Consider the following 21,258-nt stretch of genomic DNA (forward strand, 5'->3'; position numbering starts at 1 on the left):
GGGTCTGCCTACCTCGTGCTGGTGCGGAGTACGAAAAATGGGATGTTGACAAGTTTTGTCAGCCGGTCGTCACAGATAGACGAAATGTTCCGTCCGGAAGACGTACGGACCCCATGGAGGGGAAGCCCGAAGTCCCCCCGAGGAGGGGGTGGGCGCGAGGGCGCCAGGGAAGCCGGGCCCCAGGGCGCGGTGGGAACAGGACTCGGGGAGTGGACTCGGAAGAGGAGCGAAACTAAGCGGCGCTGCCGTGCACAGTCGCCTGACGGATCACAGGTCTTCTCGGAGTTCCTCCAGCGTGGCGGCGTGGCCGGGTAGTGCGGACTGTGCGGGGGCGCGCAGCCCGTCGAGGAAGAGCTGCACATGGCGTTCGACGAATCGTTCGATCCGCCGGCAGCCGACTCCCGGCAGCGGCCGGGTGAGCTGGCTGAGGGCGAGCATGACGTCGCCGACGCCGATGTCGGTGCGCACCTCCCCCGCCCGCTGTGCGCGTCGGATGAGCTCTCCTGTGAGCCTTTCGACCCGTTCGCGGGACGTCTGACAGTGCGGTTCGTGCGGGTCGAACCGTCCCGAGAGCATCGGGCACAGCGCGCCCACACGCTCCTCCGCAGCGGCGAACACGAAGCTGCGCAGCGCCTCGAAAGAGCTTCCTTCCTCGGCCAGCGCTCGCTCCGCACGGTCCGCGATCCGTTCCGTCACGGCGTGCACCACTCCGTGGAGCAGCGCGTCGCGGTCGGGGAAGTGCCGGTAGAGGGTCGCATTTCCGACGCCCGCCGTGCGAGCGATTTCGTCGAGGGACGCTTCCGCCCCGTGCACGACGAACGCCTCACGGGCGGCGTGGAGGATGCGTTCACGGTTACGGACAGCGTCCGCACGCCCCTTGTGCGCGCCGCCTGTGGCGGTGCGCTTGGTGGCGGTGGTGGTGCTGCCCATGTCCGGCTCCTCGGCTCCTCGTTCTCAGACGTCGTCCGGCGGCTGTGGTGCGCTGTGCCACTGCCGCACGGGCTGCGCCGTGAGGTACTCGTCGACGACTGCTGTCGCCCTCTCCCGCGCGGTGTGCCGCCCGGGTCGGTCATACGTGCGCGGCGCGCCACTGTGGCGGGCCGGTGGTGCTGCGGTGGCGCCGAGTCCGGCACTGCCGCATGTCCAACCGGGGAGTTGGTCCCCGGTTGGCGGAGACGGTTACGTAAACGGGGACGCGTTCCCCGGTTATTTCCCTGCCTTGTGTGACGCGCGTCACCGGTACCGAGCGAACCCCGAAAGCGGTAAGACCGGCCCACAGCCGGGCAGGTCCACGCCACTGGACTGGACCCATGAAGTTCCGCGCGGCGTCTGGTCCGGCCTGTCTCCCCACTGGGACGATGTGCTGTCGCATCCCGCGGTGTCCCCCACATGCACCCCGTGCAGCCTGCCCGTCCATGTGAGGAGCGTTCCGATGCAGCAGCCCACCTCTCGCAGACACGTCCTGGCCGCAGCGGCGGGCGCCGCAGCGGCGCTCGGCGTCACGAGCGCGTCGGCGTCGGCCCTGTCGGGTGCCCGTCCGGCAACGCCAGCGGCACCCGCCGGCGCTCCGTCGGTCGGCTGCGGCAGCGCGTACGCCGCGCACGCCCCGCGTATGTCCTCCTCCGCGGTACGGGCGCGGGCGACGGCCCTGCTGCGCCGGATGAGCCTGGAGCAGAAGGTCGGCCAGCTGTTCGTCGTCGAGATCTACGGCCAGGCGGCGGACACCGAGCACGCCCGGAACCGGGAACTGTACGGGGTGGCGACTCCTGCTCAGGTCATCGAGAAGTACCGGCCGGGCGGCGTCATCTACTTCGACGCACGTCGCGGACCCGACAACGTCCGCGAACCGGGCCAGATCGCGCGACTGTCGAACGGCCTCCAGCGCGCGGCGCTGCACAGCGGGGCCCGCGTCCCGCTGCTGGTCTCCATCGACCAGGAGGGCGGCAGCGTCGTCTACCGGATGCTGGAGCCCGCCACACAGCTGCCGGGCAACATGGCGCTGGCCGCGACCCGCTCCCCGCGCGACGCCCATGACAGCGCCGACATCATCGGCACCGAACTCGCCGCCGTCGGCATCAACCAGAACTACGCGCCGGTGGCGGACGTCAATGTGAACCCGGCGAACCCTGTCATCGGGGTTCGCTCGTTCGGGTCGGATCCCGGGCTGTGCGCCGAGTACGTGTCCGTCGCTGTACGCGGTTACCACGAGGGCGGTGTCGCCAGCGCGGCCAAACACTTCCCCGGGCACGGCGACACGGACATGGACAGCCACACCGGGCTGCCGGAGATCAAGCACACGCGGGCGGAGCTGGACCGTATCGACCTGCCCCCGTTCCGGGCCGCCATCCGGCGCGGAGTCGACACGATCATGACAGCCCACATCGTGGTGCCCTCTCTCGACCCTTCCCGGGTACCGGCCACCATGTCGCACCCGATCGTGACGGGGCTGCTGCGCGAGGAGCTCGGTTTCGACGGCCTCATCGCGACCGACGCCCTCGACATGGGCGGCGCGACCGGTGACTTCCCGCCCGACGTCGCCCCCGTCCGCGCCTTCCAGGCCGGCTGCGACCAGCTCGTCCTCGCCCCCAAGCTGGACACCGCCTTCGGCGCCGTACTGGACGCCGTCCGTACCGGCAAGATCAGCCGGGAAAGACTGGACAGCTCGGTACGGCGCAGCCTCGAACACAAGCTCCGGCGGCGGCTGTTCACCAAGCCGTACGTGAGCGAACGGCGTGCCGTACGGACGGTGGGCAGCAAGCGGCACCGTGCGCGCGCCCGCGAGATCACCGAGCGGTCCGTCACACTGATCCGGAACGAGAGCGGTGCTCTCCCCCTTCCGGACTCCCCCGCCACCGTCCTGATCACCGGCTGGGGCGCCACACCTCTGTCGGACCTCGCCCGCGCGATCGGCGAACGCCGTGGCCGGCGCACCACCACGCTGGAGACCGGCGCCGTCCCCACCACAGCCAAGATCGCTCAGGCCGTGGAGGCCGCCCGCACCCACGACGTCACCGTCGTCCTGGCCAACGCCGCAGCCGCCGGCAAGGAGGACGGCGCCGCCCAGGCCGAACTGATCAAGGCCCTGGTCGCCACGGACAGCCGCGTCGTCGTGGCCGGCGTACGCCTCCCGTACGACATCCGCCGCTTCCCCGACGTCCCCGCGTACCTGGCCACCTACTCCTACGGCACCCCCGCGATGACGGCCCTCGCCCGCGTCCTCCACGGCGAGACCCGCCCCCAGGGCAAGCTCCCCGTCGCCATCCCCACTCTGGACACCCCCGGCCGCCCCCTCTACCCCTTCGGCCACGGCCTCCACTACTGACCCACCACCGCCCCCGCGGACGACATTGCCGCCGCCGACCCCCCATCCGCTAGGCTAGGCCCGCGCATCTTCCGGATCCGCACGCCTCCGTAGCTCAGGGGATAGAGCACCGCTCTCCTAAAGCGGGTGTCGCAGGTTCGAATCCTGCCGGGGGCACAACGCTCTACCGCTCTGACCTGGGGCTTCTCCCCCAGGAAGGACTTCTACTCGGCCTCGGACTCCTCGTCCGGGGCCGTTTGCGTGAGCGGGCGGATCGCCACTTCCCTGCCCTTCTCCGGACCGATCAGCACCACCTAGCGATCTACCTTGCATTCTTGGGCGCCGCCGGGTTCCGATTTGGCTTCAGTGCCTCGGCATCCCTTGCCGGACGCGACGAGGGACAGGACACGCAGCAGCCTCGGCAATCACCAGATCAGCCTCCGACAACAGGCTCGTATAGGTGTCCTTCAAGGTGCTTTCCAGACCGACCTCGGCCAGGTGCGCGCCAGCGCTGCGGCACCGCATCGCAGAGCCCGACAGGGCAGTGATGCTTACCGACGCGGCCAAGCCAGCACCAGTTCCCTTCCCCAAGCCAGCCCCTGCTGACCAGACACGTTCGCCTGTCTTGCGGCGCTGCCCCGCCCTGCCAGCCGGCCACCGGCACAATCCCTGCCCACCCGAAACCCGAGGATGAACCCTCGGCCGCATCGACGACCAGACCGCGGCACCGCATCACATCACGAACGCCAGCCCTTCGCCGCCACCGCGAGATCGATCACCTCGACGGCCTTCTGTTCACAGACCGAAAGCTGCCCGGAGCCGAGCCGACCCCGTGGAGGAGTACCGACAGTCTGGCTATGCATGGGCGTATGACGGTGCAGGACGTTATTCCCTCGGCTCGTCCCCAACTTGCCGAAAGCGCCGGGCCATATGCCTGAGTTCCTGATTCACTGGCCCTCAGACTCCGGACACAAAGGGGGAGAAGACACCGTGGACCCAACGCTCATTGCCTTGGCCAGCGCAGGTGGTACCGCCGTGGTATCGGCCATGGCAACGGACGGGTGGAACACGCTTCGATCTGGTGTCGTCACTCTGTGGCGACAGTTTCGCCCCGACTCGACTGGTGAATTGGAACGAGACCTCGACACGACCCGTTCGACTCTTCTCGCAGCCCCGGCCAGCGATGCTGAGCAGGTCCGACAGGCCCTCCAGTCCGCCTGGCAAGGTCGAATGCTCACTCTCTTCCTGGAAGATCCGGCTGCTGCCGCAGCGTTCGAAGCCCTGCTGTCGAGGCTCGAGGATGTCGACTCACCCCGAACGAGCACCAGCTTCCACGCCGAGGCCCGCGATCATGGTCGCGTTTACCAAGCAGGCGGGAACCAGTTCATCAACGAGCCATGAACACGGGGCGCTGGAACGACGAAGACGACGCTCCTTGGCACATGCGTGCCAGCGCCGAGGACGAGGGCCGCGTTTACCAAGCGGGCCGCGACCAGCACATCACGGAGTACCACTTTCACGGCTTGGTGTCCGACACGGACGACGATGACGATGAGGATGAGGACGACGGCTGGGGCTACTACGAGACGGCAGACTCTTTCTGGGACAGACCCGGAGAGACGATACTGAGCGTCCTTCTTGCCTTGGCCCCACTGCTTCCACTCGCAATCGCGGGTGCCAGCACGCACGCCGTGTGGACCGACAAGTCCGCCCCATCGACTTGGTGGTCTGTGCTCTACACGCTGGGCGCCGCCGTGGTCGGTGCGACAGGTTTCGTCATCCTTCGTGAGCGTCTGTCCTATAGGTCCCACCTGATCGATAGGCTCTTCTGGCTGTACGTACCCGTGAGTATCGGTGTCTTCCTCTACTACGCCATCCGGGACCCTGCCGAGGCCCAACTCAAGTTCATCGAGGACATCGGCCTATGGCTTGCTCGTAAGGTCGGCCCTTTGTGATCCCGCCCCAAGCAATTGCTTACTGTCCACCAATCTCGGGAGAAACCAGCGATGAAGGGCAACGACCGCGGCGATGAGCACCCTCGGTGGCAGATGCACGCCCGAGCCGAGGGCGAGGGGCGTGTGTTTCAAGCTGCTGGCGACCAGCATGTGACAGTTCACGTGCAGCCAGGTTCCAAGCCGGTGTCGCACAGGAGGGCTGTCCTAGCACCGTTCGTCCGACTGCTCCAGCTGGTGCTGGTCCTCACCTTCGTAGTCCTAGGTCTGGTCACCGCTTTACTCTTCCACAGTGGCGGATTCACGGTCCCGTTCTGGCAAGGTCTCGGCCTCCTCGTGGGGGACTTGGCACTGATGATGATCACTGAACGGCTCACCACGGGCCGCTGGCACAGGTGGTCACGCACCCACTGGCGAGCACCGCGCCTGTAGGCCGTCGGGCACCTCACCGGTGAAGACCGCGGCAACAAACGCTAGTCGCCAGACAGGCCCATTTCGGACTTACTCAGCACACACGAGGCCGAGAAATCCCACGACCACGCGAGAACCGCGGAGGGGGTTTCCCAGGCAAGACGCACTGCGGCAGGTATTTACACAGGTCACCACCTTGATCAGGGAAAACTCCTAAAGCGGGTGTCGCAGGTTCGAATCCTGCCGGGGGCACAGGGCAAAGGGCACCTACCAAATTTGGTAGGTGCCCTTTGGCATCCGGGCTTGGCGTCAACGGGGCGGTCGGGCACCGTCAGGACACTGTGCCGGGGCGCCTCCGCGGCGCCCTGTCCGTGCCGTGCCTGACGGCCCCGCTGGTGTTCTGCATGACGTGTGTGGACGCCCACCCGTCTCCAGTTCGCGCACCCGCGTCAGGGTCTGTTCCGCGTCGCGAATCGCGCAGGTCGCCGGCCGTGCAGATGGCTCGTTCGGTGGCTGGTCCTTCAGTGAGCACAACCGGCCCGCTGGGCGGGGCCACCGGGTGCGGGCTCGGGGGTTGTCATGCCTCGCGGGCTCGTGCCAGGGCTGCTGTTGCCTCGTGGCCGTTGGCTACGTGGGTGGTCAGGCCGGGAGGAAGGGGAGGGCGGCCCAGTGGGTGATGTGGTCGTCGCTCGGGCCGCCCGGGGGGTAGCGGATGTAGCCGTCGGAGTCGACGAAGCAGTTGTGGTGGTGGCTTTCGTCCTCCGACTCGTGCTGGGAGCTCGCCGGTATGTACAGGTCGTGGAAAACCATGGGCCTGACCAGCCAGTAGTCCTCTCCCGCGACGGACTGGTCGTGGAAGTCCGGCGGCCACGTGCCGAACGTCGCCGTCGCCACGGGCTCTCCGGGTTCGGGCAGCCTCTCGCGTGCGTCGACCCACTCCACGTTCACCTGCATGTTTCGTGTCCCTCCAGGCCGTTCGTTCCTGGGTGCCGGCGTGCCACTGTTGCCGTCCGGGGGCGTCAGGTTCCAGGGGCAGGGCCCGACCACGTCGTCTCCTGGGACGTTTTGGGGTGCGGGACGGTTGCCTGTCGGCTGTCCTCTTCCCCTTTCGCCGATCGGGCAGTCCGGGTCACCGACCGGGCAGTCCGGTTCGCCGACCGGGCGGTCCGGGTCACCGACCGGGCAGTCCGGTTCACCGACCGGGTTGTCCGTCGGGTGGACAGGCGGGCAGACACACGGACGGAAAAACCTGGCCGGTTGGATCCGAAGCGTGGCCGGTCGGCCGAGGCGGGGGTGTGGGGCGCGGGGCTAGCGTCCGGATCGGCAGGTGATCCCCCAACGGAGAGGCAGGCTGATGGATCAGCGCACGTCCGGCCGCGACACCGGCGCGACCACCGAGTTCGAGAGGGACGTCGTCACGTTGCTGGTGGAGAGCGTACGTACGGCGGTCAAGCAGGAACGGGACGACGTCGGTACGGAGAGCTTGCTGAGCGCCCTTGTGTCGGGTGACTCTGCCGCGGGGTCCGCGATCGCTCCCGGGATGCGGGCGGCCGGCACGCTCAGCGGTTCGATCGGGTGCCGCGGCACGTCCGTGTGGATCAGTGACGACGCGGGAGACGGCGCGGCGGGCGGCCCGGACGACGAGCGGGAGATCGACGCCTGCTGGCGGGAGGTCTTGCAGGAGGAGGCCAGGAGGCTGCGTCGGCCCGGGCGGAAGGAGAAGGAGGAGCGGGCGCCCCTTGTTCTGCCGCCGATGAGCGGGGCTCTGCGGGCCTGTCTGCGCAAGGCGCTGGAGTACGCGCGGGACGAGGGCTCCCTCTGTGTGCGCGTCCGTCATGTGGCGCGTGCCCTCGTCGAGTTGCCGGACACGCGGGCCCGCGAGGCCATGGTGGTGCAGAAGCTGGATGTCACGGCGGCCTCGGCCGCGCTCGACGCGCTGCGGGGCGGCGACGAGGCGCCGGAGGCCGGTTCGGTGCTGGTGCTGCGCAAGGCGGGGACCTTCGGGAAGAGCGGTAATCCGCTGACGCGGAAGTTCACCGCCTGGATATTCGGGGGCGGCGCCGGGTTCGGGTCGGCGGTCGTGGGCGTGGTGCGTACGGAGGCGCGGCGGTCGGCGGTACGGCGCGGGGTGCCGGCGTCGGAGCCTGTCGATCTGCTGGTGGGCATCCTCGCGCTGGACCGGGCGTTGGCGGTCGCGGGGCGCCGGCTGCCCGAGGAGCTGGCGGAGGCGAACCAGGGGGCGGAACTGCTGCACCGGCATGGGGTACGGCAGGATGCTCTCGCCCGGGTGCTGCTTCCCGTCACCGGGGTCGCGGAGGGGGAGCCGGCGGACGTGGAGGGCACGTCGGGCTTCGACCGGCGGCTCCTGCACGTCACCGAGTTCGTCGCCTCCGCCAAGGGCTCGCCCACCGTCGGCACGACCCATCTGCTGGCCGCGCTGCTGGACGGGACGGGGACGGACGCGGAGTCCGTGGCGAGGATCGAGCAGGTGCTGGCCGAGAGCGGCGCTGATGTCGCCGGGCTGCGGGCGGAGCCCGAACTGCGGGTTCCGCGAGGTGCCGGACAGGGCGTCTGAGGGCGGGAGTCCGCCCATGCGTGAGACCGGAGCGGCCGTGGAGAACGGCGTCCACACGGAGGAGACCATGAGCCCGCGAGTGCGAGCGTGGAGGCGGCTGTGCCGCGAGGCCGCCACCGTCCGGGAGGCGGTGCGGGCCGCGCCCCGGCGGAAGGTCGTCAGCGAGTCCGTGCTCGCCGGGCTGGCCCTGCTGTGTTCGCTGGCGCCGGTTCCGCTGATACCGCCGCACCACCCGGTGAGTGCGGTGCTCCTCGGGGTGTGGACGGCGCTGCTGGTGCCGGCCCGCCGCAGGTACCCGTCCCTCACGGTGCTGGGCTGTGTGCCGGTGGTCGCCGGGGACAACGTGTGGGCGATGGTGGTGGTGCCGTGCCTCGTGTGGTCCGCCGTACGCCGGATCACTCCCGTGCGGCGCGCCTGGGGAGTGCTCGGGGCGAGCGGTGCCGGTGTCGTGCTCGTACTGATCGCCGTCCAGTCCTTCGCCGGGCTTCCGGAGATGCCGTACCTGCTCGGCGGGCTCGGTCTGGGCGCGCTGTTCATCGTGCTGCCCGCGCTGTCCGGACTGCTGCTGGGGCGGCGCCGCCCGTTGACGCGGCTGCTGCGGGAACGCAACGCCTACCTCGAACAGGCCCGCTTCCTGGCCGACGAGACGGCCCGTATGGAGGAGCGGGCGCGGATCGCCGCCGAGATGCACGATCTGCTCGGCCACCGCATCAGCCTCATGTCGGTGCACGCCGGGGCCCTCCAGCTCGCCGTCGAACGACAGGCGCCCCCGCTGGCCTCCCAGGCCGCGCTGCTGCACAGCACCGCCCGCACGGCCATGGAGGAGCTGCGCGGCATCCTCGGCGTCCTGCGTCACCACACCGGCGAGGACACCGGCGAGCGGGGAACCCGCGAGGATCTTTCGGCCCTGGTCGAGAGTTCCAGGAGCGCCGGGGTCGACGCCGAACTGCGCTGGGAGGCGGACGGGACGACGGAGGCGGACCCCCGTACCAGGCAGGCCGTCCACCGTGTCACCCGCGAGGGGCTGACGAACGCGCTCAAGCACGCGTCCGGCGCGGCCGTGCGGGTGGTGTTCCGCGACGAGGGCGACACGGTGACGATCTCCGTCGTCAACGACGCACCGCCCGCTCCCCGTTCGCCCGGGGGCGGGAGCCGCAGCGGGCTCGTCGGCCTTCAGGAGCGGATCGGTCTGCTCGGCGGCACGCTCCACGCCGGTCCCCGGCCGGAGGGCGGCTTCGTCCTCTCCGCCCGGATACCCGTACGGCCCGAGTCGCCACCCGTGTACGACGCTTCGTCGCGGCCGGTGTCCGACGGGGCGGGCTCCCGGCCCCCGCTGCCCACCGACGTCCTCACGTGGCCGCGTCTGCTGGGCGGGGGCTGCGCGGCGCTCGCGGTGCTGCTGCCGACGGTCGGCGGCGCCATCGCCCTGCTGATCATCGCGTCTCTACACTGAGCCGATGATCCGAGTCCTGATCGCCGACGACGAGGCACTGATGCGTGCCGGGATACGGCTGATCCTGGAGAACGCCGACGACGTCCGGGTCGTGGCCGAGGCGCAGGACGCCCGCGAGGCCGTCGCGGCCTGCCGGGACCAACCCGTCGACATCGCCCTCCTGGACATCCGGATGCCGGGGGACGGCATCGCCGCCCTCGCCGAGATCACCCGGCACTCGGCCGGCACCCGGGTGGTGATGCTGACGGCCTTCGGCGAGGAACCGACCGTCGCCGCCGCCCTGCGTGCCGGAGCACACGGCTACCTCCTCAAGGACACGGGTCCCCGCGACCTCATCGACGCCGTCCGCCGCGCCGCCGCGGGAGAGCCCGTCCTCGCCCCGCAGGTGACCCGCCAGCTGATCGAGCTCCGTGCCCGGACGGGTGACGCCGACGACGCCGCGGCACGCCGCATCGCCGATCTGACGCCGGCCGAACGGGACGTCCTCCGGCTGCTGGGCACCGGCCTGTCGAACGCCGAGATCGCCGCGCGGCTGCACCTCAGCTCCGGGACGGTCAAGGCCCACATCAGCAGCATCCTCGCCCGCACCGGCTGCGCCAACCGCGTCCAGGCGGCGGTGCTGGCTCAGGAGGCGGGACTCCTCGGCTGACGGGGATGGCCGCCGTGTCGGCGCCGAGTCGCCGCCGTATCGCCGCCCCGCAGGGGCCGACCATCCGGCTGGTCGGCTGCGCGGCTGGTCAGCTGGGGCGCGCTGTGCGGCTGGTCAGCTGGCGCGCTCTGCGGCTGGTCGGCTGTGCGCGGTCGCCGTCGTCCCGCACGTCTGACGGGCGTTCGGCAACTGACCTGCGCGGTCGGCCGGTCGAGCCCGGGGAGCAACGTGGGCGCCGCGCGGCTCCCACCTGCGTCGCTTCAGCCGAGCGGGCCCGTGCGGGTTATGGCGAGGTCTTTCCGGGCTGCCTCGTGGAGGGTGTTGAGGGCCTGGACCAGCGTGACGGCGCGCATGGCGTGCAGGCCGTTGGAGGCGTCGCGGGCCTTCGTGAGCAGGTCCCATGTGCGCTGGTTGACGGTGTGGGCGGCGGCAGCGGCGGATTCGTCGGCCAGCAGGACGAAGGTTTCGAAGAGGACCGACCTTTTGTCCTCGTTCGCCTCCATTCTCGCCAGAGCTTCGGCCGCGTCCTCTCCGTTGTCCCGGGCACGTGCCGCTTCCATGGCGGCGCGGTGGATCTCCTTCACGCAGGAGACGTACGCGATGTACGTGTCGAGTTTCCGCTCGTCCCACCGGGTGGCCATCGTGCGTCGGAACTTCGCCCGCTCGGCGGTCACTGTCACCAGATAGGACGTCAGGGCGCCGATGAGGACGCCGACCAGGGTGATGATCTGGGTGGCCATGCCGGTCAAGCTAGCGGCAGCGGGCCGACTGGCGCCCTCCCGGGCCCGGCCGTCAGCGGGGGAGCCAGTGCGGGTGGGAGCTGCCCAGGGCGGGGGTGGTGCGGGACCAGCGGGGAGGAGTCTCGGACATGCGGAGGACCGGGCCGAGACTCTTGAGGTCGCCGTAGACGGTGGCGTCGTCGGTCACCGCGTAGCGGGCGAACTCTTCCGGGGCGAGCCGGCCGGGCGCGTCCGCGAAATCGTCGAGCAGGCCCTGCCGTTGGAGCAGCATCGCCGACTGGCAGAGGGAGACGGTGACGTGGTAGGAGCCGCCTTCCCGGGCGCGGCGGGCGAGGGCCAGCATCGCGCCGTAGCCTCCCAGGAAGCCGGTGAGGAAGTCGCACAGGTAGACGGGGGTCAGTTGCGGCTTGCCGGCCTTCGTCGCTCGCCCCTGGATGTCGCAGATGCCGGTGACCGCCTGCGCCACCTGGTCCCAGCCAGCGCGGTCGCCGAACGGGCCGCCGGAGCCGAAGCAGTTGACCGTCACGTACACGGTGCCCGGGCGGATGGCCGCCAGGTCGGCCGGGCCGAAGCCGTGGGCCTCCATGCGGCGGGGGCGGTAGCCCTCGACGAACACGTCCGCGCCGGCCGCGAGTTCGCGCAGCCGCGCCGCCTGGCCGGGCTTGGTGAAGTCAAGGTAGGTGCTGCGCTTGCCGTGGCTGGTGTCGCGGACGAACGGCGGCACCTGGGGCAGGTGCGGCGCGGTGACCATGAGGACGTCGGCCCCGTGCTCCGCCATGCTCAGGGCGGCAGTGGGACCGGCGAGGATGCGGGTGAGGTCGAGCACGCGGACACCGGCGAGCGGCGCGGGACCGGCGGGCAGGGGCTCGGGGGCGCTGTCGCCGATCTTGGTGATCTCGACGACCGGGCGCGCGGCCAGATGGACGCCCTGGGGGTGCGCCAGCCATTCCCGCGCCGTGCGGACGACTCCGCCGCACGCGCCGGCGGCGGCGATCGCGTCTTCGAGGTCGTCCGCCTTCCAGGCGCGGACCGCGGCTTCGACCGAGGCGGGGGTGGGCTCGCAGCCGAGGACGTCCAGCACCCGGCGTTCGAGGTGGGGCAGGTTGAAGTGGGGCACGAACCAGCGGTCGTCGGCGGTGCGCCAGGGCTGGGTGAGGGACACCATGTGCTCGACGTCGGGCGACAGCGGGGCGGGACGGTACTCCCCCGCCGCGTCGCGGACGAGGGTCATGTCCTCACCGCCGAGGGCGGTGGCGGCTGCGGCCCGTATGTCGACCTCGATCCTCTGCCGGCGTCCGGTGCGCAACTCCCACAGGTCGTTCGCGGCCACGGCGCGGGCCGCCAGAGCGTCCGCGAGGGTCCGGCCGATACGGAACGGCGAGGCGAACAGCGGGTCGGAGCCGGTGAGCGTCACCTCCCCCGGGGCCGGCGCCGCGCCGCCGCGGAGTGCCATGAGTTCGTCGAAGGCGCGAGGGGTCGGGGATGTTGTGTCCATGGATCTTCCTCGGGTGTTGTGCTGTCCGTCCTGTGCTGACGGAGTGGCCCGGTGCGGTTTGGGTGCCGGGCGGGGGTGGAGTGTCGGGAGGGGAGCCGAGTGGCTTTTGATGCCAGGTGGGGCTGGGGTGTCGGGAGGGGAGTCGAGCGGTTTCTGATGCCGGTCGGGTCTGGAGTGCCGGTGAGGGAGTCGAGCGGCATCTGATGCCGGGCGGGGCTGAGGTGGCGGGATGGGGCCGGGCGGTTTCTGAAGCCGGGCGGGTCTGGAGCACCGATGAAGGAGCTGAGCGGCATCTGATACCGGACGGGGCCGGAGTGCCGACGAGAGAGCCGGGCGGCTTCTGGTGCCGGCGGGCCCTGGGGCAGGTCAGTGTGCACGGACGTCGACGACCGTGCGGCCCGTGCCGTGGCCGGCGAGCACCTCGGTCGCGGCGTCCCGCGCGGCTGAGAGGGGGACGGAGCGGGTGACGGAGTCGAGGAGCTGCGGGTCGAGGTGGCGGGCGAGGAGCTGCCAGGCGGCTGCGCGGCGGGCCGGAGTGGTGCGTACGGAGTCGATGCCGACGAGCGAGACGCCGCGGAGGATGAACGGCATGACGTTCCCCGGGAACGTGGCGCTGGCGGCGAGTCCGCAGGTGGTGGCCGTGCCCGAATGCCGCAGCCCGGCGAGGGCGCCGGCCAGCAGGGTGCCGCCGACCGCGTCGATGACGCCCGCCCAGCGCTGCGCGGCGAGCGGCTTGCCGCCGGTGTCGAGTTCCGCCCTCCCGACGATGTGGGCGGCGCCGAGCCGGGTGAGTTGGCCGCGGAGGGCGTCCGGGCGGCCGGTCGCGGCGATCACCTCGTGGCCGGAGGCGGCCAGCAGTGCGACGGCGACCGAGCCGACGCCGCCGCCGGCCCCGGTGACCAGGACGGGGCCGTCCGCCGGGGTCAGTCCGTGGCGTCGGAGCGCCAGGAGGCTGAGGGCCGCGGTGAATCCTGCGGTACCGATCGCCGCGGCCTGGGCCAAGGTGAACGGCTCGGGCACGGGGACGAGATCCGCCCCGTCGACGGCCGCGAGACCGGCGAGACCGCCGTGCCGCTCCTCCCCCAGCCCGGCGCCGTTCAGGGTGACGAGGTCGCCGCGGCTCCAGCGGGGGTGACGGGAGGTGAGGACCTCACCCGTGACGTCGATACCGGTGACGAGCGGGTGGCGGCGGAGCACGCCGGGGCGGCCGTGGAGGGCGAGGGCGTCCTTGTAGTTGATGCTGGAGTAGTGCACCCGCAGGGTGGTGTCGCGGTCGTCGAGGATTGCGCTGTCGAGTTCTTCGAGCCTCGTGCGGAGCCCGTCGGGGGTCTCGCGGGCGATCCAGCCGGGAAATGCGGTCATGGCGGCGGCCCTTCTGTCGCGTCCGGTGCGCATGCGGCGGAAGGGAGCCGGGGGAAGCGGGGCGCGGGCGGTCCGGTGCCCGTCGCGGTCGAGGCGGGCCCGGGGAGGGCCCGGAGACTTCCCTTGCGGCGGCTTCTTCCTCCCGTCTCCTTCCGACCTCGACGCTAGGCACCACGTCGCCCACCCGGAAATGCCCCTTGCGCTGCGCCTATGCCCTGCAGACATAGCGGAAGGCGGGCGCATGGAACCCCCGCCGCCACGGGTGGGCTTCCGCTGCGGCCGGGCGCGTCCCGGCGGCCACCAGCGGCCGACAGGCCCCGGTCCTCGCCCTCCAGAAACAGACACGTCCCCCGAGCACGCCGACCAGGTACGACCACCGGCACGCCGACCGGCCACGACCACCAGCACGCCGACCGGCCACGACCACCGGCGCGTCCCGGGCACGCGGCACCTCACCCCGAGGCGGGCTCCGAAAAGGCTGCCCGCCGAGGTGTCACTCCCCGGTGCTCCGCAAGGCGGCGTCCAGGAAGCGGCGGATCAGTGTGCGCTGGGTGTCGGAGAGGTGGACGAGGCTGACGGGGCTGGGCGGCGCGTCGGTGAGGGAGACGAAGCGGAGGGCGGGGTGCCGGGTGCGGCGCCGTGCGACCTCGGGAACGATGCCGATGCCCCGGTTGGCGGCGACCGTCTCCAGCCACTCGTCGTAGTTGGCCGTCTCGATGATCTCCGTCGGGCGGCGGCCGTCGGGCCACGACCAGGGGCCGGTGGTGCCGCTGACGGTGTTGACGACCAGCGGCCAGTGCGGGACGTCCGCCCAGTCCAGATGCGGGACGCGGGTCAGTTCGCTGCGCTCGGAGCAGACGGCGATGCGTGGCTCGTCGTACAGGCGCACGGTGCGCATGTCCGCCGGCACCCGGGCGTCCCCCCGGACCAGGGCGATGTCGACGGTGCGCCGACGCAGCGCCCGGACGGGATCGTCGGTCCGGGTCAGGGCGACCGAGGCTCCGGTGTCCTCCTCGAAGCGGCCGACGGTCCGCTGGGCCCAGGGATCGGGCAGCAGCCAGCCGAAGCCGAGCCGGAGGGTGGCACGGTGGCTGACGACGGCCAGGGCGTCGTCCAGGGCGGCCAGGACGCGCTCGGCGTGCTCCAGGAACTGCGCGCCGGTGTCGGTCAGCTCGACGTGCCGGGAGGAGCGGTCGAGGAGCACGACGTTCAGCCGGTTCTCCAGCTGTGCGATCGTACGGCTGAGCGCCGGCTGGGTGATGAGGAGTTCCTCGGCCGCCCGGGAGAACGAGCGGTGACGGGCCACGGTCGTGAAGGCCCGCAGGTGCCGCAGTTCGATGTCCCCGCTGGTCATGGCTGCCGCCCTCACCTGTGCCCATGCGCGTCGTGCATGGCGGCAGACTAACGGGCATTTCACAGCGGTGAACGGACTGCCTAACGTCGTCGGCGGCTTCGGCATCCCGGCAGGAAGGTGACCGGGGCCGGGTACGCGTCGCCCGTCGGCACCGTCCGCGCGCGCCTCCGGGCATGCGCTTCCCGGCGCCTCCGCCTTGCCGGCACCTCCCCCTTTCCCGGCGCCGTCGCCTTGCCGGTGCCGTCGCCTTTTCGGTGCCGTCGCCGGGGAGCACCGTCCCGCGCCGCCCCGGCGCCCCCGCCCCGTGTCCCCGTGTCCCCGTGTCCCGAAGGAGCTGTCATGAGCACTCTGCTGACCGGTCTCGGTGTCGACCGTCCGGTTCTCGCCGCGCCGATGGCCGGCGGACCGAGTACGCCCGCTCTCGTCACGGCGGCGGCACGTGCGGGCGGGCTCGGTTTCCTGGCCGGGGGCTACAAGAGTGCGCAGGCGCTGGCCGGGCAGATCCACACCGTGGAGGCGGAGGGGGTGCCGTTCGGCGTGAACCTCTTCGCGCGCAACCCCGCTCCCGTCTCCCCCGAGGCGTACCGCGCCTACGCACGCCTGTTGCAGGCCGAGGCCGACCGCTACGGGGTCACGCTGTCGGGCACCGGGCCGCTGGAGGACGACGACGGCTGGGCGGACAAGCTCACGCTGCTGACGGACCACCCCGTTCCCTGGGTGTCCTTCACCTTCGGCGTCCCCGACGCCGGGGACGTGACGCGTCTGCGCCGCGCCGGCAGCACCGTCCTGCAATGCGTCACCGGCCCGGAGGAGGCCCGGCACGCGGCCGAGGCGGGTGTGGACGCGCTGATCGTGCAGGCGCCGGACGCGGGTGGGCACTCGGCGACACTGACCCCCGCACGTCCGCTCGCACAGATCGCCCTGCCCGATCTGGTCGGGGCGGTACGCCGTGCCGTCGCCCTGCCGGTTGTCGCCACCGGCGGGATCGCGAACTCCACCGACGTGGTGGCCGCTCTCCGGGCCGGCGCGCAGGCCGTCATGGTCGGCACCGTGCTGCTGCGCACCGACGAGAGCGGGGCTTCCGCGCCCCACAAGGCGGCCTTGGCCGACCCGGCGTTCGACTCGACCGTGGTGACCCGCGCCTTCACGGGACGGCCCGCCCGCGCGCTGCGCAACCGCTTCACCGACCGGTACTCCGCGCACGCCCCCGTCGGCTATCCGGCCCTGCACCACCTCACCGGCCCGCTCCGCAGGGCGGCCACCGCGGCCGGCGACACCGGTTCCGTCCATCTGTGGGCGGGCACCGGTTTCCGCGCAGCCGGGACCGGACCCGTGGCCGCCGCACTCGAACGGCTGACCAGCGGCCTGTGAAACCGGCCCGGCCCCTTCTCCCCACCCACACCCTCTGTGAGGAACGCCCGTGATGATCCGACGACATGTGCGCGTCCGCGGCCTCGTCCAGGGCGTGTACTACCGCGACACCTGCCGCTTTCTGGCCGAGGAGTCGGGGGTGGCCGGGTGGGTCCGCAATCTGCACGACGGCGATGTGGAGGCGGTCTTCGAGGGGCCGCCGGGCCCGGTCACCCGCATGGTGCGCTGGGCCGCCGCGGGGCCGGGCGCGGCCGAGGTGACGGGATGCGACGTGACCGCCGAACGGCCCGAGGGGCACCGCGGCTTCCGCATCCTGCCGGACGCCCGGCCGGGGGCGTAGCCACAGCGGCTCACGCACCCTGCCCGACACCCGGCCGAGGACATAGCCACAGCGGCTCACGCCACTTCGATGCCGTGGTCCTGGACGAGTTGTTCCAGTCCGCCGGGGTAGCCCTTGCCGCCGAGGACGAAGGTCCAGTCGCCGTTGGGGCGGCGGCGGAAGGAGCCGAGGACGAGGGCGGTCTCGCCGGGGCGGCCGTCGGACACGTCGAGGGTGCCGGTTTCGGCCATCGTGGAGTCGAGCAGCCGGATCCGGGCGTCGGTGAAGGCGGACAGGTCGGCGTGCGGGTCGGTCTGGGGATCGACCGCGGCGGCCAGGACGAGGCGGTCGGCGGCCCGGGGAAGGGCGTCGAAGCAGACCCTGAGCGCCGCTTTGTCACCCGGCGCGGGCGCGAACGTGGAGACGGCGCCGTCGGGGGTGCTGTGGTTGTTGAAGAAGACGAAGTGGTCGTCGCCCAGGACGCGGTTGCCGGTGCACACGAGGGCGCAGATGTCGAGGGCGACCTGCCCGGACCAGTAGAGGCCCAGCACATTGTGGTCGGGGGGCGTGGCCGGTGGGGCGGCGGGCGGCGCGGGCCGTGCGGACCCGGCGGGCCGGCCGGGCTGAGCGGACTGCACCGACTGCACCGACTGCGCGGACCGAGCGGGCTGCGCGGACCGGGCGGGGCCGAGGGTGCCGCGGAGGCCGTAGCGGTGGAGCAGGTCGACGAGTTCGGGGCCGGAGATGAGCTCCAGCGGCTTGCCGTTCGCGAAGGTGTGCGAGCCGGGGCCGAAACGGGACGTGGTGACCAGCACGCCCTTGTTGGCGCCGGCGTCCTGCACCGTGCCGTACAGGTCGCGTACGGCGGTGGGCGGCACGGTGTTGCGGTAGCGCTTCACCTGAACGACGATCTTCCCGCCCGTGATCGGCGCCGGGTCGAGGGCGTCCACGTCGACCCCTCCGTCGTTGGACCGCTGTGTCGTGACCGCCTGCATGCCCATGGCCCGGAACAGTTCGGCGACCAGGGCCTCGAAGGCGAGCGGGTCCATCTCGTACAGATCCGGTTCCTCGCCGCCGTCGGCGCCGTGCGTGACGACGCCGTCGCCGACGTCCTCCGGTCGCCGGGCAGGTCGTACGGCGGTGAGCTGGTCGGGGCGGCCGGACAGCCGGCCCCGCAGCGCGTCGGTCAGACAGCTGACCGGATCGACCTGCTCTAGGTGCAGCTGGGTGAACAGGCCGCGGGGTGCCATCACCGTCGCCAGACAGATGTGGGCCTGCCGGCCCGTGGCCGGGTCGTGGTCGTCGACGAAGCCGTTGAGGGCGACGGACTCCAGAACGCCGGGCTCATCCGCGGCGAACAGCTCGTGCAGCACGAGCAGCAGGCACTGGGCGAGCACTTCCCGGTAGAGGGCGCGCCGTTGGGTGACGGGGCGGGCCGTCTCCTTGTCCTGGTCGAGCGAGGGCATGTACCGGACGGACTTCACCTCGGGCACGATGTCGTACCGCGGCAGCTCCCAGTCGAGCACGAGCTGCCCGGCCGCGGCGTCGTAGGCGGCCGAGACCTGGCGGGGGAACCCTTCGGGCCAGGCGGTGGAGGCGGAGAGGGCGGCGGAGAAGTAGGCGACGACGGCTTCCGGGTCGCGCCGTGCGACGCCTTCGACGACCTCGGTGATCCCGGCGTTGTGACGGCGTATCTCCGCCAGCTGTTCCTGCGCCCACTGCTCGTACTGGCGCCGGTGGTCGGCGAGTTGCTGCTGCCGTCTGGCCTCCGCCGCCTGCGCGGCCTGCCAGTCGTGTTCGAAGCGGGCGCGCGCCTCGGCCTGCGCCTGGGCGCGCCGGTTCGCGGTCCAGCCGCCCTGCGCCTGGTACTGCTGCGGATGCGGCAGGGGCACCGGCTGGGCCAGCGCGCCCGGTGAGAACGGTGCCACCTGTTCGGGGCGCAACAGGGCTGCCGCACGGAACGCGGGGCCGCGGCAGCCGACGGTGAGCAGATTCTGGAGTGCGGTGACCCGCGCCTCGATCTCCTCCGTCCGCCGCCGTGCGTCGGCCTGCCGCCACTCGCGGTGGTTCTGGGCGAGTTGCCGCTGGTGGGCCCGCTCCTGGCGCTCCCGTTCCCGCAGCTGCCGGGCCTCGAACTCCCGCTGGCGCTGCTGCTGTCGCTGCATCTCCGCCCAGATGCCGACCAGACCGGTGGAGCGACGACTCATGAGCTGCGGGTCCTCCCCCGACGTCAGCGGCTTCCGGTGACTGGTTGCCCCCGCCAACCAGTCCTGGTGAAGCGACATTCCAGCACCTGTCATCCCGTATGACAACTTGCCAGACGCCGGGCCGCCGGACCCGGCCGCCGCGACCCCGGAGCCGCTCACGGGAGCGGTCCGTCCGGGCCGGCGGAACACGGGCAGCCCGGATCAGGGGCACGCCGCAAACACGGGCAGGCCGGGACCACGGGCGCGCCAGGACCATGGGCGCGCCGGGACCACGGGCGCGCCGGGACCATGGGCGCGCCCGGGTCACGGACACGCCCGGGTCACGGGGACGGCGGCAGGTGGAGGACGGCGGCGAGGCGGCCGTGCCCCTCGGGTGTGAGGACGAGGGTTCTGGGGCGGGGCCCCGGGGTGAGCCACCGCCGGGTCAGCAAAGCGGTCAGCAGGGCCGCACCGAGGCGGCCCGCCAGGTGGTGGCGCTGTTCCGTCCAGTCCAGGCAGAAGCGCAGCAGGGGGCGGCGCGAGGCGCAGGCGGGGTGCAGCACCTCGGAGAAGGGGACGCCCAGCGCGGTGAAGACGTCCTCGGCCGCCGGCCCCAGCTCGTAGGGGTGCGTGGGCAGTTGGGCGGATAGGGGGTCGTGGGCGCGGCGGCGGGTGTCCGGGATGCCGTCGGTGGGGCGGAGCGCGTCCACGGCGACGAGGGCCGCGGTCACCTGCACGCCCAGATCGCCCGCGAGATGGTCGTAGCAGCTGCGGGCCCGCGCAGGGCCGCCGCGCGGGTGTGGGCGCGCAGCGAGCGCACCGGGCGGGGCGGGGCGAGCGCCGTGAGGGCCTCCAGCGCGGTGGCGACCTGTGGGCCGGTCAGACGGTAGTAGCGGTGTCTGCCGGACTTCTCCATGGACACCAGGCCGCCCTCGCGGAGTTTGGCCAGGTGCGCGCTGGCCGCCGGGGCCGAGACGCCCGCCTCGTCCGCCAGTACGGAGGCCGGCAGTGCCCGGCCGTCGGCCAGTGCCATCAGTACGCGGGCGCGGGCGGGGTCCGCGAAGAGGGCCGCCGCCGTCGCCGGGTCCGCCTCGCCCCCGGTGCTCTCCGCCCCGTGGGGCCGGGCCCGGGGTACTGCGAGGCCCGGGCCTCCGCCCGGTGCGGGACGGCTCGGCCCGCCGTCATCCGGTGCGGGGCGCCGGGGTTCGCCGGTGACCGGTGGACGGGGGTCGGGGAGTCGGGTGGCGGTACGGGAGGAGGTGCGGGGGGTGGTCGTCGTCATCGGTCCAGAATGCGTCGGGAACACTTCGGGCTGGGGTGAAGCGTCCGGCGCTCAGGGCGAACGGCATGCTCTCGGTTCCTTCCCCTGCCGGTGCACGTGACGGTTCTCCTCCTGCGGCCCGGCCCCGGCGGGTGCCGGCGGTGCGATGACGGATGGGATGACGGGTGACGCGTACGGGCGTACCACTGGTGCCGCTCCCCGGCGGGGACGGCGAGGGCCGCGAACGCGGCGGCGAGGGCGAGGGTGACGGCGGCGACGGCGGCCCCGTCCGCGACGGCGCCGAGCCCGGCGACGGCAGCGAGCCCCGCGACGGCAGCGAATCCGGCGACCGCAGCGACCGCAGCGACAGCGGCGCCGGGATGCCGCGCTCTGCCGGTCGCCGGCCGGAGCGGAGCCGCGAAGGGATGCGGCGGCTGTGGCCGGCCGTACCCGACACCACCACCGGTACGACACTCACCCGAGCCGCCGCCGCACTCCCCCGAAGCGCCCCGGCACTCACCCGAGCCGCCGCGGCACGCATCCCCACCCTCCCGGCGCTCCCCCGAGCCGCCGCCCGGCACCGGAAGGCGGGACGGCGGCCGGGCAGCGGCACGGCGGCGAGGTCCGGACGGCGGCCGAGGCGGTGTCCGCGATGTCGTGCAGAGCCGGAGCCGGGGCCGAGGCCGGAGCAGGAGCCGGAGCAGGGGCAGGAGCAGGGGCCGGGGCCTCGCCGGTGGGCGGTTTCTAGCGGTCGTTGCAACACGTGGTTGTGTTGATCAGGCCGCGAGCAGTTTATGCAGGCGCTCGGCTGGGGTTTCCCAGCCGAGCG

The 21,258-nt window shown here is 72.2% G+C and carries 17 protein-coding genes and 1 tRNA gene; 9 read left to right on the forward strand and 9 right to left on the reverse strand.

Annotated elements, in window-relative coordinates; all coding sequences use genetic code 11:
• Positions 1 to 267: 267 nt before the first annotated feature.
• Positions 268 to 930 carry a TetR/AcrR family transcriptional regulator gene (locus IO40_RS0129785; RefSeq protein ID WP_016472561.1) on the reverse strand — a complete coding sequence of 221 codons (663 nt, stop codon included), beginning with the start codon at positions 928 to 930 and terminating at the stop codon, positions 268 to 270.
• 502 nt (positions 931 to 1,432) lie between these two features.
• Between IO40_RS0129785 and IO40_RS0129790 the strand changes: the two genes are divergently transcribed.
• From IO40_RS0129790 to IO40_RS0129805, 4 genes are all read left to right on the forward strand, one after another.
• Positions 1,433 to 3,322, forward strand: a complete 1,890-nt coding sequence (locus IO40_RS0129790) for a glycoside hydrolase family 3 protein (RefSeq protein WP_031176490.1) — start codon at positions 1,433 to 1,435, stop codon at positions 3,320 to 3,322.
• Positions 3,323 to 3,405: 83 nt separating this feature from the next.
• Positions 3,406 to 3,478 (forward strand) — tRNA-Arg (locus IO40_RS0129795).
• 813 nt (positions 3,479 to 4,291) lie between these two features.
• Positions 4,292 to 4,702: a hypothetical protein gene (locus IO40_RS37830; RefSeq protein ID WP_137016985.1), complete on the forward strand. Its 411-nt coding sequence runs from the start codon at positions 4,292 to 4,294 to the stop codon at positions 4,700 to 4,702.
• Positions 4,699 to 5,256 (forward strand): hypothetical protein, encoded by a 558-nt coding sequence (locus IO40_RS0129805; RefSeq protein ID WP_016472559.1) that lies wholly within the window; start codon positions 4,699 to 4,701, stop codon positions 5,254 to 5,256. Before IO40_RS37830 ends, IO40_RS0129805 begins: the two co-directional genes overlap by 4 nt.
• A gap of 1,047 nt (positions 5,257 to 6,303) precedes the next feature.
• On the opposite strand, the gene IO40_RS34285 is transcribed toward IO40_RS0129805, so the two are convergent.
• Positions 6,304 to 6,618 (reverse strand): AQJ64_40280 family protein, encoded by a 315-nt coding sequence (locus IO40_RS34285; RefSeq protein ID WP_016472557.1) that lies wholly within the window; start codon positions 6,616 to 6,618, stop codon positions 6,304 to 6,306.
• Between the two features lie 400 nt (positions 6,619 to 7,018).
• On the opposite strand from IO40_RS34285, the gene IO40_RS0129820 reads away from it, so the two are divergent.
• From IO40_RS0129820 to IO40_RS0129830, 3 genes are read left to right on the forward strand one after another with little or no spacing between them, the layout of a single operon-like run.
• On the forward strand, positions 7,019 to 8,239 hold the full coding sequence (locus IO40_RS0129820) for a Clp protease N-terminal domain-containing protein (protein ID WP_016472556.1): 1,221 nt from the start codon (positions 7,019 to 7,021) through the stop codon (positions 8,237 to 8,239).
• Positions 8,240 to 8,255: 16 nt separating this feature from the next.
• Positions 8,256 to 9,692: a sensor histidine kinase gene (locus tag IO40_RS0129825; protein WP_016472555.1), complete on the forward strand. Its 1,437-nt coding sequence runs from the start codon at positions 8,256 to 8,258 to the stop codon at positions 9,690 to 9,692.
• Positions 9,693 to 9,696: 4 nt separating this feature from the next.
• Complete coding sequence (locus IO40_RS0129830; protein WP_016472554.1) at positions 9,697 to 10,341, forward strand: response regulator; 645 nt, start codon at positions 9,697 to 9,699, stop codon at positions 10,339 to 10,341.
• A 260-nt stretch (positions 10,342 to 10,601) separates the two neighbouring features.
• On the opposite strand, the gene IO40_RS0129835 is transcribed toward IO40_RS0129830, so the two are convergent.
• From IO40_RS0129835 to IO40_RS0129850, 4 genes are all read right to left on the reverse strand, one after another.
• On the reverse strand, positions 10,602 to 11,081 hold the full coding sequence (locus IO40_RS0129835; RefSeq protein WP_016472553.1) for a hypothetical protein: 480 nt from the start codon (positions 11,079 to 11,081) through the stop codon (positions 10,602 to 10,604).
• A 52-nt stretch (positions 11,082 to 11,133) separates the two neighbouring features.
• Positions 11,134 to 12,576, reverse strand: a complete 1,443-nt coding sequence (locus IO40_RS0129840; RefSeq protein ID WP_031176491.1) for a CoA transferase — start codon at positions 12,574 to 12,576, stop codon at positions 11,134 to 11,136.
• Positions 12,577 to 12,942: 366 nt separating this feature from the next.
• Positions 12,943 to 13,938 (reverse strand): acrylyl-CoA reductase family protein, encoded by a 996-nt coding sequence (locus IO40_RS0129845; RefSeq protein ID WP_041968864.1) that lies wholly within the window; start codon positions 13,936 to 13,938, stop codon positions 12,943 to 12,945.
• 493 nt (positions 13,939 to 14,431) lie between these two features.
• Positions 14,432 to 15,292 carry a LysR family transcriptional regulator gene (locus tag IO40_RS0129850; RefSeq protein ID WP_031176493.1) on the reverse strand — a complete coding sequence of 287 codons (861 nt, stop codon included), beginning with the start codon at positions 15,290 to 15,292 and terminating at the stop codon, positions 14,432 to 14,434.
• Between the two features lie 339 nt (positions 15,293 to 15,631).
• Between IO40_RS0129850 and IO40_RS0129855 the strand changes: the two genes are divergently transcribed.
• Positions 15,632 to 16,663, forward strand: a complete 1,032-nt coding sequence (locus IO40_RS0129855; RefSeq protein ID WP_030406508.1) for a nitronate monooxygenase — start codon at positions 15,632 to 15,634, stop codon at positions 16,661 to 16,663.
• Between the two features lie 52 nt (positions 16,664 to 16,715).
• Positions 16,716 to 17,003, forward strand: coding sequence for an acylphosphatase (locus IO40_RS0129860; RefSeq protein ID WP_016472548.1), 288 nt, complete (start codon positions 16,716 to 16,718; stop codon positions 17,001 to 17,003).
• 56 nt (positions 17,004 to 17,059) lie between these two features.
• Here IO40_RS0129860 and IO40_RS0129865 read toward each other — a convergent pair whose 3' ends face one another.
• From IO40_RS0129865 to IO40_RS39205, 3 genes are all read right to left on the reverse strand, one after another.
• On the reverse strand, positions 17,060 to 19,189 hold the full coding sequence (locus IO40_RS0129865) for a restriction endonuclease (protein ID WP_031176494.1): 2,130 nt from the start codon (positions 19,187 to 19,189) through the stop codon (positions 17,060 to 17,062).
• A 320-nt stretch (positions 19,190 to 19,509) separates the two neighbouring features.
• Positions 19,510 to 19,905, reverse strand: coding sequence for a hypothetical protein (locus IO40_RS39200; RefSeq protein WP_234336605.1), 396 nt, complete (start codon positions 19,903 to 19,905; stop codon positions 19,510 to 19,512).
• Entirely contained in the window at positions 19,896 to 20,450 is a 555-nt protein-coding gene (locus IO40_RS39205; RefSeq protein WP_016472545.1) for an ArsR/SmtB family transcription factor, read from the reverse strand. The genes IO40_RS39200 and IO40_RS39205 overlap by 10 nt, the downstream gene beginning before the upstream one ends.
• Positions 20,451 to 21,258: the final 808 nt, after the last annotated feature.

It is taken from the genome of Streptomyces albus subsp. albus, assembly GCF_000725885.1.
GTDB classification, from domain to species: Bacteria; Actinomycetota; Actinomycetes; order Streptomycetales; family Streptomycetaceae; genus Streptomyces; species Streptomyces albus.

Coding starts and splice junctions, on each gene's coding strand:
- IO40_RS34285 (WP_016472557.1), bottom strand. CDS start 6,618: ATGCAGGTGAACGTGGAGTGGGTCGACGCACGCGAGAGGCTGCCCGAA.
- IO40_RS0129790 (WP_031176490.1), top strand. CDS start 1,433: ATGCAGCAGCCCACCTCTCGCAGACACGTCCTGGCCGCAGCGGCGGGC.
- IO40_RS0129865 (WP_031176494.1), bottom strand. CDS start 19,189: ATGAGTCGTCGCTCCACCGGTCTGGTCGGCATCTGGGCGGAGATGCAG.
- IO40_RS39205 (WP_016472545.1), bottom strand. CDS start 20,450: ATGACGACGACCACCCCCCGCACCTCCTCCCGTACCGCCACCCGACTC.
- IO40_RS0129850 (WP_031176493.1), bottom strand. CDS start 15,292: ATGACCAGCGGGGACATCGAACTGCGGCACCTGCGGGCCTTCACGACC.
- IO40_RS0129835 (WP_016472553.1), bottom strand. CDS start 11,081: ATGGCCACCCAGATCATCACCCTGGTCGGCGTCCTCATCGGCGCCCTG.
- IO40_RS0129825 (WP_016472555.1), top strand. CDS start 8,256: ATGCGTGAGACCGGAGCGGCCGTGGAGAACGGCGTCCACACGGAGGAG.
- IO40_RS0129820 (WP_016472556.1), top strand. CDS start 7,019: ATGGATCAGCGCACGTCCGGCCGCGACACCGGCGCGACCACCGAGTTC.
- IO40_RS0129855 (WP_030406508.1), top strand. CDS start 15,632: ATGAGCACTCTGCTGACCGGTCTCGGTGTCGACCGTCCGGTTCTCGCC.
- IO40_RS0129830 (WP_016472554.1), top strand. CDS start 9,697: ATGATCCGAGTCCTGATCGCCGACGACGAGGCACTGATGCGTGCCGGG.
- IO40_RS0129805 (WP_016472559.1), top strand. CDS start 4,699: ATGAACACGGGGCGCTGGAACGACGAAGACGACGCTCCTTGGCACATG.
- IO40_RS0129785 (WP_016472561.1), bottom strand. CDS start 930: ATGGGCAGCACCACCACCGCCACCAAGCGCACCGCCACAGGCGGCGCG.
- IO40_RS0129860 (WP_016472548.1), top strand. CDS start 16,716: ATGATCCGACGACATGTGCGCGTCCGCGGCCTCGTCCAGGGCGTGTAC.
- IO40_RS0129845 (WP_041968864.1), bottom strand. CDS start 13,938: ATGACCGCATTTCCCGGCTGGATCGCCCGCGAGACCCCCGACGGGCTC.
- IO40_RS0129840 (WP_031176491.1), bottom strand. CDS start 12,576: ATGGACACAACATCCCCGACCCCTCGCGCCTTCGACGAACTCATGGCA.